Genomic DNA, 16,421 nt, shown 5'->3' on the forward strand with positions numbered 1-16,421 from the left:
TGGATTGAAATTAATTTCTTTATCTGATGTCAGTTTAGGTTTGGGACTGTTTTTACTTGCTCTGATAATTCCAGTATATGCATTCTGGTATCTGGGCAGTGGAAACATATGGGAAGGAGTTCAGCAAGTATTTCTTAATAAAACAGAGCACTTGAATGCTGTGGGAGATAAACACGATGCGGTACCTTTTTCTACGCTCTTTACCGGCATGTTACTGATCAATTTCTACTACTGGGGTATGGAGCCATACATCGCGCAACAAACTTTAAGTGCAAAAAATTTAAAGGAAGCACAGAAAGGAATGACACTGGCCGCAGGGGGCAAATTATTGATGCCCTTGCTTATTAATCTTCCAGGACTTCTAGCCATACATCTATTGCCAAAAGTTGAGCCCTCGGCATCTGTATTTCCTAATCTGATTGTTCATATTTTCCCTGATATTCTTGTTGGTTTTTCACTGGCACTTGTTTTTGGTGCCGCTATGACGACATACACTGCGGGATTACAAAGTTGCGGTAGTTTATTTATATTTAATATCTATAAACCTTATCTGGAGCAATGTAATATCATCGTGTCGGAAAGCCAGCTCGTAAAAAAAGGCAAATATTTTGAACTCATCATTTCTTTGTCAGCCATGTTTATTGCACCTTTTATCCTTTTTGCACATGATGGTTTCTATACGTATTTGCAGACGGTTTCAGGACTTTTTAATATGCCTATTTTTACAATCATGATGATGGGTATTTTATCCCAAAGGGTAACTCCAGCGATGGCTCAACTGGGACTGTTTTTATATATGATCAGCTATTTTACCCTTGTGTTTATTTGGAAACTAGACCTGCATTATTTGCATTTATTTGCCTTATTATTTGTCATTATAGCAATTATTATCTGGATAGGCAGTAAATTAACACAACCTCATTATAAATCCACTTTTCAATTTGAATTTTCAGGATTGGATCGTACTTCCTATTGGAAAGGAAGGCATTTGGTCGGTACCATCCTAATTTTAGTGATGATAGCGATTTACATTGTTTTTTCACCCTTGGGCCTAGCCCAATAAATCTATTTTTTATGTTAAAATCACAAAGAGCATATATATTCATTCTAGTATTGATATTTTTTGTAAAAACGAATGTTTATGGTCAGCAGTATTTTCTATGGGATGATCAACCTGCTAAGGATTGGATGACTGAAGCTTATCCGATTGGAAATGGTCGTATTGGTGCCATGATATTTGGAGGAGTGAATAAGGAACATATTCAATTTAATGAGAACAGTTTATGGACCGGTAACGAACAGGAAACCGGGGAATATCAGGCTTTTGGTGAGGTGTTTATTGAATTTGGACAGGTTGGAGCAAAACCTTTCTCAAACTATAGCCGAAAATTAGATTTAGATCAGGCCTTACACCATATCACATACAATCAAGGTAATCAAAAAAGAAGTCGCAGATACTTCGCCAGTAATCCGGACCAGGTGATGGTAATGGAATACACAAATGAAAATAAAAAATCATTAAATGCAACCATCAGACTTAAAGATAGTCACGGCAAACTAACAAAATCGATAGCAGGCGATTTGGTGTTCAGCGGTGTACTTTCGAATGGTATGGAATATGCTGCACGCCTCCACGTAAAAACGGAAGGGGGAGAGGTTTTGGAGACAAAAGGAGAGGATGGCGAAATATTTATCCAGGTTCAATCGGCAGATAAAATAGTTATACTTTTGAGTGCGGCAACAGATTATGCCAATACTCGGTCTACGAATTGGAAAGCAAATGAAAAGCCATTAGAAGCGAACAAGAGATATATTCAAGAGGCTGCTAAATATCATTTTGATCAATTACTAACTAGACACTTAAAAGATTATCCATCACTTTTCGCTCGAGTACAGTTACAATTGGGGACTGAAGATTTATCGCAGGAGCTAACGACAAAAAAACTGCTGCAGCACTATAAGCAAAAGCCATCACCTGCGCTAGAATCTCTGATCTATCAGTATGGGCGCTACCTGCTTATAAGCTCTTCTCGTAAGGGCGGATTACCCGCCAATTTACAGGGATTATGGAATAATAGTAATACCCCTCCATGGCGATCAGATTACCATTCCAATATCAATGTGCAAATGAACTATTGGCCTGCTGAGGTTGCAAATCTAAGCGAATCTGCATGGCCATATCTGGATTACATCAATAGTATGCGCGAAGTAAAGAAGGAAAATACACAAAAAGAATTTCCAGGTGTTCGCGGTTGGACGGTTCGTACTGAAAATAATATTTTGGAGGAGAAAGCTTCTCCTGGAATACACCAGGCAGTGCATGGTACGCGCAGGCACTTTGGGAACACTATGCATTTAATCGTGACAAAGCGTATTTAAGAGATTTTGCTTATCCAATATTAAAGGAAATATGTCAATTTTGGGATGATAGACTTGTTCGTCGTGATGATGGAACTGTAGTGGCCCCCATGGGCTGGTCACCTGAACACGGACCTACCGAAGATGCTGTGAGTTACGATCATCAGATCATTTTCGACCTTTTTACGAATTATGTTGAGGCCTGTCAAATTTTACAAATTGATAAAGCATATGGCAAGCATATCGAAACACTTCGCAATGCATTATTAAAACCAAAAATTGGAAAATGGGGGCAGTTGCAAGAGTGGGAAACCGACCGTGATGATCCTAATGATAAGCATAGACATGTTTCTCATTTGTTTGGCCTATATCCAGGACGACAAATATCTAAATGGGAAACTCCAGAATTAGCTAATGCGGCAAAAGTAACACTAAATGCGCGAGGAGATGAATCTACAGGATGGTCTATGGCTTGGAAAGTAGCATTTTGGGCTAGGTTACAAGATGGTAATCATGCTTACCTGATCTTGAAAAATTTTATTAATCTCGTAGGAGGTGAAGGGATAGATTACGATAACGGCGGTGGGGTATACGCGAATCTGCTTTGCGCACATCCACCATTTCAGATTGATGGTAACTTAGGTTATGTTGCCGCTGTTAGTGAAATGATCGTACAATCACAGAATAATATGATCGAGTTATTGCCAGCATTGCCAGATAATTGGAAAGATGGTAAAATTAAAGGATTGAAAGCTAGAGGAAACATTTTGATTCACGAATTGATATGGAAAAATAAGCAGGTTGAATCTGTTGTTTTAAGATCTTTAGAGCATCAGACTATTCAGCTTTTAAGTGCAACTGCACTTAAAGACGCAAAATTGATCAAGGAAGTTAACGGTAAATATATTTACAACTGCAATTAAAACCTAATCAGAAGATTAATTTAAAAAGGGATGTTGTAAATTAATGATAATGTTTATTTGTTAAGAATGTTTAAGGTATTTGGTATAATATTTGGGTGTAGAGCTGTAGAAATACATACACTGTTGGTCTTTCAATTATCATGTTGAGAGTTTAATGTAGCAGTGTTTAAATAAAGTGATATATGAAAAGCATGATTTTTATGGCAGCTTTCCCTTTGTCTATCTTCGCAAGCTGTACATCTGCGAACAAAGGAAGCGATGATACTAAAACGGGTGATTCCCTAACGGTGGAATTTATTGGTTCAACACCGTTAAATATAAAAAATCCAGAAGGTAAAGTACAGTTGTATGCTGTTGCAGAGAATATAGCTGATGTCCCTGCGACACTACTAGAAGAAAAAAATATTCAACAATCTGGAGTTCCTTTTACGATTGACTTTGTTTTACCAAAAGATCATAAATCACATATAAAACCTGCTATAGCCGCCCATGAAGGAGTCAAATATTATGTTACCGTCAAATGGGATTCAGACGGTAATGGAAAAGTCGAAAAGGGAGATATTACAATTGACTATGATAGACAATTTCCGAACGTAAAACTAGGAGCAGGAAAGCAACAGGTCTATTTAACGGTTATTAAGTAATTAAAAGCAGTACAGGTTTTAAAAAAACTGTACTGCTTTTATGTTTAATTGACTAAACAGTTGTTATTTCATGAGCTGGGGTTTTTAGAAATTATAATTATTTTAAGAAATCTGTTAATAACTTTAATATCAGAAAATATGAAAAAAATAATCGCAGTATCATTTGTCCTTTTGACGATGATCAGTTGCCGAAATAGAGATTCTAAAACTGAAAGTGTTAACACAGCTGTCCAAGAATTGACAAATAAGACTGTTACTTTCTCAGAACCGGCGTGTTATGTTTATGATGATGGTAAAAATCATATTTCTATGGAATTTACCGAAATAGGAGCAATATGTAAAGGAAACTTAACTTATGCATTTGCAGAGAAAGATAAAAATATCGGAACTTTCATTGGAAAATTGGAAGGAGATATATTACTTGCAGATTATACATTTCAATCAGAAGGAATGGAGTCTGTTAGACAAGTTGCATTTAAAGTAAGCAAGGATACTTTGATAGAAGGATATGGCGATATGAATGCTGAAGGTACAGCTTTCAAAGATATAAAGCATTTGAATTTTACTTCCACTATGCCTTTGGTAAAAAGTGATTGTGCAGAACAAAAAGATGCTTGTTTGTTTGAAGAGGGAAAATCATATTCTGAGTTGGAACAGAGATGTATTACATTAGCGACTTTAAAAACTACCTTAAACCCCTTAAAAGAAGGAACAAGAACTGACGGTAAAAAAGCCTATGTGTACTTTAGTTCGGACAATGCTAAAGCTGAAGTTTTTTTACCTAATTCCAATAAAGGTATTGTATTGGAAAAAAAGGTGAAGGCAATTGGGTTTCTGAAAATTATATCCTCATGGCATGGAAGGGATATGTGTTACAAGAAAAAGGTATTGCTATCTATGGCGGATAGGATATTAATCTTATCAAAAGTAAAGTGGGTATTGCAATTCTGTAATAAATGGATCATAAATTTTAAAAAAATATTTTTATGCAATACTATTGCATGAAAATATTTTCTACATTTGATAACATAATGAGATGGATAGCAACTATATTACTAATTTACATTGCAGCACTTTTTAGTGTTCCGTGCAGTGATGCAAGTAATAGTTGTAAAACCTCAAATAATTCTTCTCAAGAAGCACAACACAGTCATGATGAAGATCGAGATGATTATTGTGCTCCTTTTTGTCAATGTTCATGTTGTGGTATTACTATAACTACATTTAAATTTGACTTACCACAATTTGTTATTCCTATACAAGAATTTAAAGTTAAAAAAATCATTATAGGTAACTATTTCGTTGTTTCCGGTTTCTCAGGAAGCATATGGCAACCGCCAAAATTTAACGCTTAATTTTTTTTAGATTATTTCAGACCACTGTGTACTATATGTGTAAAAGCGTATGGTGTAATGTATGTATTCACCCAAAATCGCATAGCGATTTGCTGAATTCTAAAGCTGTGCTTTGGATTGATCTTTCAATTTTCCCATCCTAGGAAAAGGATTAATTATTTTATTAAGCGTTAAAATAACTAAATACATTGTGTTAGATCGTATTATTAAATTTAGTATCAAGAACAAGATCATTGTAGGTATAATGACTTTGTTGCTTATCATATGGGGAGCGTGGAGCGCAACAAAATTACCCATAGATGCTGTTCCTGACATTACAAACAATCAGGTTCAGATATTTACCTCCTGCCCGACATTGGCAGGACAGGAAGTCGAACAGCTAGTCACATTTCCTATAGAACAAAGTATCGCTACAGTTCCAAAAATAGAAGAAATACGTAGTATTTCCAGATTTGGTCTTTCAGTAATTACGGTCGTTTTTGAAGAGGATGTCGATATCTATTTTGCAAGACAGCTTATCAATGAACGATTAAAAGAAGCTGTTGATAAAATTCCTCCGGGTATTGGAAGTCCAGAAATGGCACCCGTAAGTACTGGACTAGGAGAGGTTTATCAATATATCATTCATCCTAAAAAAGGAAGTGAAAAAAAATACAATGCAAAAGACCTGCGTACGATGCAGGATTGGATCGTCGCTAGACAGTTATATGGTACTCCAGGCATTGCTGAAGTAAATAGCTTCGGAGGGCAATTAAAACAATACGAAGTGGCCGTTAATCCAGACAAACTGAAAGCCATGGGAGTTAGTATTCCCGAAATTTTCACAGCACTGGAAAAGAATAATCAAAATACAGGTGGTGCATACATTGATAAAAAACCAAATGCATATTTCATTAGAGGAATAGGTTTGGTCACTTCATTAGACGATGTTAAGCAAATTGTCGTCAAGAGCTCGGGCGCCGTACCTATATATGTGCGTGATGTGGCTGATGTTAGATTTGGCAGTGCCGTGCGTTACGGTGCGCTGACTTACAACGGTGAAGTAGATGCTGTAGGAGGTGTGGTGATGATGTTGAAGGGCGAAAATAGTAATGAGGTTGTTAAACGTATAAAGGAAAAGCTTCCCACGATCCAAAAATCGCTACCTGATGATGTCACGATTGAACCGTATTTGGATCGAACTGATTTGGTAGGTCGTGCCATCAGCACTGTCGAGAAGAATTTGATTGAAGGTGCATTGATCGTAATTTTTGTACTGGTACTATTCCTTGGTAATTTCCGCGCAGGATTAATTGTGGCTTCTGCTATTCCACTCGCGTTGTTATTTGCATTAGGAATGATGAATGTTTTTGGTGTAAGTGCCAATCTAATGAGTTTGGGCGCGATAGATTTTGGACTTATTGTCGATGGAGCCGTCATTGTGGTTGAAGCAACCATGCATCATCTAGGACTTAGAAGTCGGTGAATAAGCTCACGCAAAACGAAATGGATGATGAGGTTTTTTATCAGCATCTAAAATACGAACTAGTGCAGCTTTTGGAGAGATTATTATCTTGATCGTATACATTCCCATTCTTACTTTGGTCGGAGTAGAAGGTAAAATGTTTCGCCCAATGGCGCAAACAGTTGGTTTTGCAATTTTTGGAGCATTGATACTTCTTTAACATACATTCCAATGATGTGTGCTTTAATTCTTTCAAAAAAACCAAATCACAAAAAAACATTTAGTGATAAAATGATGGATATGTTACAAAGGTTATATCAACCATTGTTACAGAAAGCAATCAGAATCAAGTATCTAATAGTGGGATCTGCAATAGGATTATTTGTGCTTTCACTTGTTGCCTTCAGTAGAATGGGGGGGGAATTTATACCGCAACTACAAGAAGGTGATTATGCTTTTCACTGTATACTCCCGCAGGGAAGTTCATTGAATCAAAGTATAGAAACTTCCATGCAGGCATCCCGTATAATTAAGCAGTTTGATGAAGTCAAAATGGTGGTGGGAAAAACAGGTGCTGCCGAAGTACCCACCGATCCTATGCCGCCAGAGGCAACCGATCTAATGGTTGTACTGAAGCCGCAAAGTGAATGGAAATCTAAAAGAACATATCCTGAATTGGCGGACGCATCATGGAAAAACTTGAAGTTATCCCAGGGGTGTTTTTTGAAAAGAATCAACCCATTCAAATGCGTTTCAATGAGTTGATGACAGGAATAAGACAAGATGTTGCGGTCAAAATATTTGGCGAAAATATCGATACACTAGCCTCATATGCGCAACAGGTAAGTACCGTGATTCAAAGTGTGCAGGGGGCGACTTCTCCACAAGTGGAGCGTGTAGGTGGTCTTCCTCAGATCAACATTGAATATGATCGTACAAGAATCGCAAATTACGGACTGACCATACAAGATGTAAACGATGTGGTCAGCACTGCTTTTGCAGGAAAGAGTGCTGGACAAGTATATGAAAACGAAAGACGTTTTGACTTGGTTGTTAGACTCGACAGTGCAAATAGAGGTAATATTGAAGATGTAAGCAATCTGATGATTCCAACAGCTAAAAATATACAGATTCCACTGTCCCAAGTAGCCAATATAAATTACAAGTTAGGTCCAGCTCAAATAAGTCGTGAAGCAGGAAAACGTAGAATTGTAATCGGATTTAACGTCTCGGGTAGAGATGTGCAAAGTGTAGTCCAAGAAATACAGCAGCAGTTATCCGTAAAAATTAAGCTGCCACCTGGGTATTATTTCACTTATGGTGGGCAATTTGAAAACCTGAAGAAAGCAAGTGATCGTTTACTGATTGCAGTACCGATATCCTTGATGCTTATTTTTATGTTACTGTATTTCACTTTTCATTCATTTAAACAAGCAACATTGATCTTTACTGCAATTCCGATGAGTGCTATCGGAGGTGTTTTTGCTTTGATGTTGCGAGGTATGCCATTTAGTATCAGCGCCGGAATTGGTTTTATTGCACTGTTTGGTGTCGCGGTACTTAATGGTATCGTCTTGATCGGCACTTTCAATCAATTAGAAAAAGAAGGTATGATGGACGTCTTTCAGCGGGTTAAAGAAGGGACTATCGCAAGGCTTCGTCCCGTATTGATGACTGCGATGGTGGCTTCTCTCGGTTTTTTACCGATGGCTATCAGTACAAGCGCTGGTGCGGAGGTTCAAAAACCGTTGGCAACAGTTGTCATTGGTGGATTGATCACAGCTACTTTTCTAACATTATTTGTATTGCCATTGTTGTATATCATTTTTAATTCGAAATTAAATATGAAAGGAAAAAAGAATATGAAAACCTCAGTACTGATTTTTGTACTCGGGTTAGGAAGCATTTCATCTGTTTATGCACAGCAACGAATTACCGTTGATAATGCTGTAAGAACAGCATTGATTGGAAATCGTCAATTGGAAGTCAATACGGCTCAGATACGTAGTGCTTCATTAAATATAAAAACAGCTAACGATATTCCTAAAACTGGCGTATTTGCAGAAAATGAAGATTATCGTCCATCTGACAAAGTTGGTGTTTTAAAAATTGGGGTGTCTCAAAGTATTGCATGGCCAGGATTATACGCGGCTCGTAAAAATTATTTCAAACAGCAACTGAAATCTACAGAGCTCAATACGAATGTGCTCAATACGACTATAAAAAGAGATGTTAGAACGGTCTATTATCAACTTTGGTATTTGCAGGATAAAGAAATTCTTTTTCAAAGGTTAGATAGTATTTATTCTTTGTTATTTAAAACGACAGAAGTACGGGTTAGAACCGGTGATGTTGCCAAATTGGATCAGATAGCAGCTGAAGCAAAGCTTCGGGAACTGCAAGCTTTTATTGCTCAAAATAAAAAGGAAATGACCGTGCAACAGCAGCAGCTCATGATGCTTTTAAACCAAAACGAATGGTTGTTGCCACTAGCACAGCCACTTGAAAAAATTAATATAGAGTTGTCGGAAAATAGTGGATTACATCCCCTTCTGGCTGTGCAGGAGCAAAATGTAAATATTGCGGCTTCTAATATTAATATTCAGAAAAACACCAATAAACCGGAGTTTTCAGGTCGTATATTTAGTCAACGTTTATGGGGAGCTAAAAATCCATATACAGGATTTTCTGTCATGGCTTCTTTTCCTGTGTTCGGTACTGGAGCATATCGTAATAAAGTAAAGGTGGCTGTTGCGGAAAAAGAAATCGAAGAAAAAACGCTTTCCTACCAAACGCAACAGTTGCAAACACAAAGAACATCTGCTATCGCTGAAATAGAGAAAAATCTTTCCCTGTTAAATTTCTATGAAACAATGGGGTTGCGGCAATCTGAAGAAATAATCAATGCTGCTAGCCTGAGCTACAGAACAGGGGAGATCAGTTTTGCTGAATTGGGGCAGTTCTTTAATCAAGCGATAGGCATTCGCCAAAATTACCTGGATGTATTGAATCAGTTCAATCAATCAGCTATTCAATTCAATTACTACGATAACAAATAAGAAACAATGAAATTCATAGGAAAATTATTAGCTACAGCTATTCTCATCACATTTCTTAATAGTTGTGGGGATAAAACTCAAAAAGGAGCAGACAGTACTAAGGTGTCAGAAGTAAAGAAACCTGAGGCACCGAAAGAAGAAGGGCATGGCGATGAAGAATCTTCAACTATAGCATCACTCACACAGGATCAGATCAAAGCTGTAGGAATTACACTTGGAATAGTTGAAGATAAAACCTTACAGCTACAATAAAGGCCAATGGTGCGTTGAGAGTGCCAAATAATAAGAAAGCGAATGCAACATCACTTTATGGTGGTGTTATTAAAAGCTTACGTGTTCAATTGGGAGATTATGTACGCAAAGGTCAAGTAATTGCTACCATTGAAAATCCACAATTTATACAATTACAGGAAGAGTATATTTCAATTGATAGCAGAATCACTTTGGCACAGCAGGAATTACAGCGTCAAAAGGAACTAAACCAAGGTAACGCTGGAGCTTTGAAAAATCTTCAGTCTGCTACAGCTGAGGTCAGTACATTATTGGTACGTAGAGCATCCCTGCAAAAACAAATACAGTTGATGGGTATTAATCCTTCTGGTATTACTGCCGGCAATTTAAGAGCAGCGTTAGTAGTCACAAGTCCTGTTAGTGGAACAATAAGCAATGAATTTGCGAAGATCGGTAGCTATGTTGATGTCTCTTCACCAGTTGTTGAGATTGTAGATAATAGCTTGTTACATCTTGATTTACAGATTTTTGAGAGAGATCTTCCTTACATGAAGATTGGACAAATGGTCAATTTTAATGTGACCAACAATCCGCAGCTCAATTATAGCGCTAAAGTGTTTAGTATCGGTTCTTCGTTTGAGAGTGAAAGTAAAACTATTGCTGTCCATTGTACTATTGTAGGTAACAGCAAAGGACTGATTGATGGGATGAACATAATAGGTATGGTCAGTATAGCAAATACTATGGCATCTACAGTACCTAATGATGCCATAGTGGAAGCCGATGGAAAGTTTTACGTATTTGTTCATACGGATAAAGAAGCTGAAACCGGTCACGAAGAAAGTGATCATGAACAAGCGAATCACACACATCAGGAAGGTAAAAATCATGACTATAGTAGTGAAAAGGAGCATGCGCATCAAGCTGGTGAAAAGCACGATCATGTCGCAGAAAATAAGGGTCAGGAATCAAAAATGAATTTCGAAAAAATTGAAGTAGCAAAAGGAATTTCAGAACTGGGATACACGGTGATCACACCAGTGACCACAATTCCTAAAGATGCCAAGATCGTTACGAAAGGTGCATTCTTTATCAATGCTAAGTTGAGTAATACAGGAGGACATGAACATTAAGTTTGAAACAAAAAAGTGAGTTTTGATATTGGTAGTAAAATAGAAAAACTTAGATATAAGTTTTTCTATTTTACCACTATAAATGAGGTTGTTTGAATAGATTGGGAAAATAAGACAGTACTAATTGTATTAAATTTTAAATGGAGGGATCAATTACTAGTAGCTGGTTTCCCAGTCTTGATCTAGTCAGTAACAGACTATATTTTTTCACTTATTAAATTGTTTTTATGTTATTAAACAAAAAAATATCCATCTGGTATTTTATAAATGAAATCAAATCTCAGTTCTTGGTGATCTGTGTCTTTGGTGTCACCATGGGATTGTTAGATTTGCATCCGATATTTAGAAAAGTATCATTACCCTTAGTGTTCCCGCTATGGTAGGGACAGTTGTTTCCTTATTAATGGCATTTAGAACAGCACAATCTTATGAAAGATGGTGGGAAGCGAGAACAATTTGGGGTGCTATAGTAAATGACTCTAGAACGCTAATCAGACAGTTTATTCAATTTGTACCCGAAAATTCGAAAGAGGAAGTTAAGCAATTTGCGGAAATACAAATTATCTGGACTTATGCTTTGGGACAAGCTTTACGTAAAGAAAAGTTTTCACGAAAGATTCAATCGTACCTCGATATCCACCAAATCAGAGCTGTAAACATTCCTAATGCTTTGCTGGATAAGCATTCCGAAACTATCAAAAAACTGTCTTCTGAGGAAATAATAACAGAATTTAGACAAGTACAACTCAATGAAACAATAGCTCGTTTGTGTGATAGTATGGGTAAATGCGAACGTATAAAAAATACCGTTTTTCCAAGATCTTACAGTCTGCTGGTACATACCCTAATTTATGTTTTTGCGACCATTCTGCCATTCGGATTAGATGATTCACAGCTTACTGTTGAAATAGTCATGACTGTTTTAATGCCGACCCTGTTTATCGCTATTGAAAAGACAGCGATCATTATGCAAGACCCTTTTGAGAATACTCCTGTAGATACGCCGATGACAGCATTGGCGCAGACAATCGAGATTAATCTATTGGAAATGATTGGAGAAAAGGAAATACCAGTAAAAGTGCAGAGCGACACTTATTATGAAATGTAATATCAGAATTTTATCGTTGTGATGCATCCAATCGTTCCCCATATAAAGAGCGTATTAAGAACCATCACTGAAATCATTTGCGCTATTAAAATGCAAAATATTATAAACTAAATTAAAGAAAATTTATGGAACATAAACACAAATACGATGCACAAGGCAGACAAGTCTGTTGTACGCAAACGGAAAAAGTGTATAAGAATGCAGGAGCACAAAACCTGCTAAAAGAAGGGCATCGACAAGACGATGGGCATGATCATGGACATAGTAATGATGATGGACACAATCATGCAGAGGGAGAAAGTAGTATCTTCAAGATGTTTCTTCCGCCTGTTTTATCCTTGATCTTATTATTACTGGCAATCTCATTTGATAACTGGATTCCACAGCAGTGGTTTGAAGGCTCTGTTCGATTTATATGGTATCTTCTTACTTATGCAATCGTGGGATTTTCCGTTGTTAAAGATGCTATTTTAAGTATTCTGAAAGGAGAGATATTCTCCGAGTTTCTACTTATGAGTATTGCTACGATCGGTGCTTTTTATCGAAGAGTATCCCGAAGGTGTCGCTGTTATGCTGTTTTATGCTGTGGGAGAAGTATTTCAGACACTAGCCGTGTCTAGGGCACAACGTAATATCAAAGCTTTATTGGATCAGCGTCCCGACGAAGTAACCATTTTAGAAGATAATAAGCCGAGAGTGATTAAGGCTGAAGAAGCTCAGCTGGGCGCTATACTTCAGTTGAAACCAGGAGAGAAATTAGGTCTTGACGGTGAATTATTGACAGATAATGCTTCCTTCAATACTGCAGCCCTCACCGGCGAAAGTAAGCCCGACACCAAGAATAAAGGAGAATCTGTCTTGGCAGGAATGATCAATTTGAATACGGTGATTCAAGTCAAGGTGACGACAGCATATCAAGATAGTAAGCTTAGTAAGATTTTGGAACTGGTACAAAATGCAACTTCCCAAAAAGCTCCAACAGAATTGTTTATCAGGAAATTTGCAAAAATATATACCCCCATTGTTGTATTTATGGCCGTAGCAATTTGCTTAGTGCCCTATTTCGTCGTTAGCACCTATATTTTTAATGACTGGCTTTATCGGGCTTTGGTATTCCTCGTTATTTCCTGTCCATGTGCTTTGGTAATTTCTATACCATTGGGATATTTTGGTGGAATCGGTGCCGCGAGCCGCAATGGTATATTATTTAAGGGAAGTAACTTTTTAGATAGTATAGCAGTGATTCAGAATGTGGTAATGGATAAAACAGGTACAATGACAGAAGGAGTTTTTAAGGTGCAGGAAGTTGTTCTCAATCCAACATTTGATAGAGAGGAGATTCTTAAGCTTGTAAATGCCATTGAAGGGCTCAGTACACATCCTGTGGCGACTGCCATACACGAATTTGTTGGTGAAATCGACAGTTCCATTGCATTACATGATACAGAAGAAATAGCGGGTCATGGGTTGAGAGCTTCCAGCAATGGTAAGGAACTTTTGGTTGGAAACTTTAAACTTATGGATAAGTTTAGTATCAACTATGATATTGATCCGGCATCTATAGTTTATACTACTATAGCCATTGCTTTTGGTGGTTTATTTGTCGGGTATATCACGATTGCAGATAGTATCAAAGAAGATTCGAAAAAAACTATTGAACAATTGCACAAGCTAAATGTTAAAGTCACCATGTTAAGTGGCGATAAAACAACAGTAGTGAAATATGTTGCAGATCAGTTAGGTATAGAGAATGCACTTGGAGACCTATTGCCCGAAGATAAAGTCAACAAAGTAAAAGAGATCAAAGCCAAAAATGAAACAGTAGCTTTTGTGGGGGACGGTGTCAATGATGCACCTGTGGTTGCACTAAGTGACGTAGGGATCGCAATGGGTGGCTTGGGTAGTGATGCTACTATTGAAACCGCCGATGTTGTTATCCAAGATGATAAACCATCAAAAATTCCAATTGCCATCAATATTGGTAAAGTAACAAAAAAGATTGTTTGGCAAAATATCACGTTGGCATTTGTGGTAAAAGGCATTGTATTGATACTTGGGGCCGGCGGAATCGCTACAATGTGGGAAGCAGTCTTTGCTGATGTTGGTGTATCGCTGATCGCCATATTAAATGCTGTTAGAATACAACGTATGAAGTTTTAGTCTTTCCAATATTCCTCTATTTTTTGAGAGGTTTTAAGATTCATGATCAGTCAGAAGATCATTGAGATGACGAATAATTTCCTTTAACGGTACATTTTATCTCTACTTTCCAATTTACGGAGAGCAGGGATAAATATGTTTTTTTAATATTACTAACATATAAAACAAATGACTTTAAGCAAGATCCGCGTATTAATTACCATAACCATTTTAAATGTAGCAACCTCTTTCTCCCAAACACCAGACAGCAAAAAAAATAACATACAGATGGATTCTTTGAAATATAGGAATGAGTCACATAAACTCACTTATAAAAAATGATTATCCCGCTAGGGTTGATTACAGCAGGAGCAATAAGTTTTGCGATTCCTGCATTAAAAAAAATGGACCTAAGTACCAAAATAGAAGTATCTCATGAACAACCAGCACAGACAGTATGGGATAATTATACGCAGTATTTCCCCGCTGTAATGGTCTATGGACTTAACGTTTCGGGAGTTAAAGGTTTACATAACTTCAAAGATAGAACAATCATCTATACCGCTTCGCAATTAATTTCAGCGGCTATAGTTACACCCGCCAAAAACATAATTGCAGAAGAGCGTCCTGATGGATCGAACAGGAAATCATTTCCTTCAGGTCATGCAGCTACCGCATTTTCCACTGCGCACTTTATGTACAGAGAATACCGAGATTACAATACTTTACTAAGCTTATCAGGTTATCCCTTTGCTATTTTTACAGGAGTTTACAGAATTATAAATAATAAACACTGGGTGACTGATGTTGTAGCGGGGGCAGGAGTAGGAATTCTTTCTACAGAGCTCGCTTATTGGCTATACCCGAAGGTAAGTGCTGTATTTAATAAACAGTATCGAGACAAAGAACAGATTATACTTCCATATTATCAGTCCAGGGCATTTGGGCTTTCTTATGTATTGATATTTTAAAATTTTGTAAAATGAAACAGGTAAGAAAAATTCAGAGTACTAAAAATAAAGTTCCTAGATCAAAACAACAGCATAAAAATAAATATAATATAATTAAGAAAGTGTTGCTCATAGTATTGAGTGTAATTTTAATTTTAGCAATTATGGAGCGCATAAAAGATTATTACATTCATATAAGTGGGAAAGCACATAAAACCAATGTGCGTAAGACACGTTGAGTTTATGTTATGATTGAAAGCTATTCATATCATAATAAAAGATATTTAATTACAAGTGTCTCAGTGTTTGAAATAATCTCTTTGAAATTATAATTATTAAACCCGTTGTGCATTTTAAATAGTGCTAATTTTTAAATTATTGATATTTCTGTTGAATATATTTTTGTTGATGTACTGAATGACAGTCATCGCGGTAATCTTTGTTAAAATTCTGGTCTTGAACCCTTCAATGATTTGGCGTAATTTGCTAGTAGGCTGTTCATTCTAAATCGTTTTGCCGTAAAAACAATTTACTGATTATCAGAGTATGAACAACTTATTTATAGCCCTAAATCATAATGCACAACGGTTTTCTTTAATTTATTAAATCTGTTTCAAAGGTCGTAACTCCAGTTTACATTCACCCTGGAATAATGACACATGATACCGCTCAAACCTTTATATTACCCAGGTGCATACTGTCTGTATTACCACCACCATAGCTCTCTACAAAAAAGATAAACACTTCATACGTCACTTCCTTTTTAAGTTTCGGGATTTTAACATTCTGTTTGCCGGATATTAAGCTGTCTTTCGAGTCGTTCATCAAAAGTGGATATTCAGCCCCATTATCTTCTGCATTATACAGGATTAAGAAGGAATCGTAAGACCTGGTGTTAAACTTCTTCTCCAGATAGAAATCATATTCCCAGGTAACCCGAATCACTTGATTTTCTTGATCGAAATCCATCGTGTAGGAAGTGATGGGATTCGGGCTTCCTTTGGCAATCATAAATTTCTGCCAGTCAACTACAAAATCGTCTTCTTTTTGAATAAGTGCTTCGTTCAAATTATAAGA

14 protein-coding genes and 3 pseudogenes are annotated in these 16,421 nt (G+C 36.9%); 15 read left to right on the forward strand and 2 right to left on the reverse strand.

What is annotated here, in order from left to right:
- The first annotated feature begins 4 nt into the window (after nucleotides 1-4).
- The 15 genes and pseudogenes from L950_RS06590 to L950_RS06635 all read left to right on the forward strand — a co-directional run bounded on the left by L950_RS06590 (nucleotide 5) and on the right by L950_RS06635 (nucleotide 15,365).
- Nucleotides 5-1,063, forward strand: coding sequence for a sodium:solute symporter family transporter (locus L950_RS06590; RefSeq protein WP_052764343.1), 1,059 nt, complete (start codon nucleotides 5-7; stop codon nucleotides 1,061-1,063).
- A gap of 11 nt (nucleotides 1,064-1,074) precedes the next feature.
- Nucleotides 1,075-2,969, forward strand: a pseudogene (locus tag L950_RS26065) (glycosyl hydrolase family 95 catalytic domain-containing protein); the annotation flags it as partial.
- Nucleotides 2,970-3,023: 54 nt separating this feature from the next.
- Nucleotides 3,024-3,281: a glycoside hydrolase family 95-like protein gene (locus tag L950_RS37135; protein WP_410528101.1), complete on the forward strand. Its 258-nt coding sequence runs from the start codon at nucleotides 3,024-3,026 to the stop codon at nucleotides 3,279-3,281.
- Between the two features lie 182 nt (nucleotides 3,282-3,463).
- Nucleotides 3,464-3,925, forward strand: a complete 462-nt coding sequence (locus tag L950_RS06600; RefSeq protein WP_021191149.1) for a hypothetical protein — start codon at nucleotides 3,464-3,466, stop codon at nucleotides 3,923-3,925.
- 60 nt (nucleotides 3,926-3,985) lie between these two features.
- Nucleotides 3,986-4,930 (forward strand): hypothetical protein, encoded by a 945-nt coding sequence (locus L950_RS26075; protein WP_156169572.1) that lies wholly within the window; start codon nucleotides 3,986-3,988, stop codon nucleotides 4,928-4,930.
- Nucleotides 4,927-5,280: a DUF6660 family protein gene (locus tag L950_RS06610; protein ID WP_021191151.1), complete on the forward strand. Its 354-nt coding sequence runs from the start codon at nucleotides 4,927-4,929 to the stop codon at nucleotides 5,278-5,280. Before L950_RS26075 ends, L950_RS06610 begins: the two co-directional genes overlap by 4 nt.
- 190 nt (nucleotides 5,281-5,470) lie before the next feature.
- The gene (locus L950_RS36300; RefSeq protein WP_316930555.1) at nucleotides 5,471-6,745 is read left to right on the forward strand and encodes an efflux RND transporter permease subunit; all 1,275 of its coding nucleotides are present in this window, start codon (nucleotides 5,471-5,473) and stop codon (nucleotides 6,743-6,745) included.
- A gap of 88 nt (nucleotides 6,746-6,833) precedes the next feature.
- Nucleotides 6,834-9,132 (forward strand): annotated as a pseudogene (locus L950_RS36305) (CusA/CzcA family heavy metal efflux RND transporter); the annotation flags it as partial.
- A 48-nt stretch (nucleotides 9,133-9,180) separates the two neighbouring features.
- Nucleotides 9,181-9,783, forward strand: a complete 603-nt coding sequence (locus tag L950_RS36310; protein WP_316930557.1) for a TolC family protein — start codon at nucleotides 9,181-9,183, stop codon at nucleotides 9,781-9,783.
- 6 nt (nucleotides 9,784-9,789) lie between these two features.
- Nucleotides 9,790-10,035, forward strand: coding sequence for a hypothetical protein (locus L950_RS32240; protein ID WP_231576932.1), 246 nt, complete (start codon nucleotides 9,790-9,792; stop codon nucleotides 10,033-10,035).
- Nucleotides 10,036-10,055: 20 nt separating this feature from the next.
- On the forward strand, nucleotides 10,056-11,147 hold the full coding sequence (locus L950_RS06620) for an efflux RND transporter periplasmic adaptor subunit (protein ID WP_231576933.1): 1,092 nt from the start codon (nucleotides 10,056-10,058) through the stop codon (nucleotides 11,145-11,147).
- A gap of 376 nt (nucleotides 11,148-11,523) precedes the next feature.
- On the forward strand, nucleotides 11,524-12,255 hold the full coding sequence (locus L950_RS06625) for a bestrophin family protein (protein WP_021191153.1): 732 nt from the start codon (nucleotides 11,524-11,526) through the stop codon (nucleotides 12,253-12,255).
- Between the two features lie 125 nt (nucleotides 12,256-12,380).
- Nucleotides 12,381-12,875, forward strand: coding sequence for a hypothetical protein (locus L950_RS32245; RefSeq protein ID WP_231576934.1), 495 nt, complete (start codon nucleotides 12,381-12,383; stop codon nucleotides 12,873-12,875).
- On the forward strand, nucleotides 12,841-14,415 hold the full coding sequence (locus tag L950_RS06630; RefSeq protein WP_231576935.1) for a heavy metal translocating P-type ATPase: 1,575 nt from the start codon (nucleotides 12,841-12,843) through the stop codon (nucleotides 14,413-14,415). The genes L950_RS32245 and L950_RS06630 overlap by 35 nt, the downstream gene beginning before the upstream one ends.
- Nucleotides 14,416-14,732: 317 nt before the next feature.
- A complete protein-coding gene (locus tag L950_RS06635; RefSeq protein ID WP_021191154.1) occupies nucleotides 14,733-15,365 on the forward strand; it encodes a phosphatase PAP2 family protein in 633 nt (210 codons plus the stop codon).
- 332 nt (nucleotides 15,366-15,697) lie between these two features.
- Here the strand turns inward: L950_RS06635 and L950_RS28485 are convergent.
- Together L950_RS28485 and L950_RS06645 are read right to left on the reverse strand one after the other, a co-directional pair.
- A pseudogene (locus L950_RS28485) lies at nucleotides 15,698-15,811 on the reverse strand (IS982 family transposase); the annotation flags it as partial.
- Between the two features lie 202 nt (nucleotides 15,812-16,013).
- A partial coding sequence (locus L950_RS06645) for a hypothetical protein (protein ID WP_231576936.1) occupies nucleotides 16,014-16,421 on the reverse strand: 408 nt, incomplete at its 5' end.

Source organism: Sphingobacterium sp. IITKGP-BTPF85, from assembly GCF_001006065.1.
Lineage (GTDB): Bacteria > Bacteroidota > Bacteroidia > Sphingobacteriales > Sphingobacteriaceae > Sphingobacterium > Sphingobacterium anhuiense.

Bases quoted from the DNA above. Each gene is read 5' to 3' on its own strand.
- L950_RS37135 (WP_410528101.1), top strand. From the start codon at position 3,024: ATGATCGTACAATCACAGAATAATATGATCGAGTTATTGCCAGCATTG.
- L950_RS06600 (WP_021191149.1), top strand. From the start codon at position 3,464: ATGAAAAGCATGATTTTTATGGCAGCTTTCCCTTTGTCTATCTTCGCA.
- L950_RS06610 (WP_021191151.1), top strand. From the start codon at position 4,927: ATGAAAATATTTTCTACATTTGATAACATAATGAGATGGATAGCAACT.
- L950_RS36310 (WP_316930557.1), top strand. From the start codon at position 9,181: ATGCTTTTAAACCAAAACGAATGGTTGTTGCCACTAGCACAGCCACTT.
- L950_RS32240 (WP_231576932.1), top strand. From the start codon at position 9,790: ATGAAATTCATAGGAAAATTATTAGCTACAGCTATTCTCATCACATTT.
- L950_RS06625 (WP_021191153.1), top strand. From the start codon at position 11,524: ATGGTAGGGACAGTTGTTTCCTTATTAATGGCATTTAGAACAGCACAA.
- L950_RS32245 (WP_231576934.1), top strand. From the start codon at position 12,381: ATGGAACATAAACACAAATACGATGCACAAGGCAGACAAGTCTGTTGT.
- L950_RS06635 (WP_021191154.1), top strand. From the start codon at position 14,733: ATGATTATCCCGCTAGGGTTGATTACAGCAGGAGCAATAAGTTTTGCG.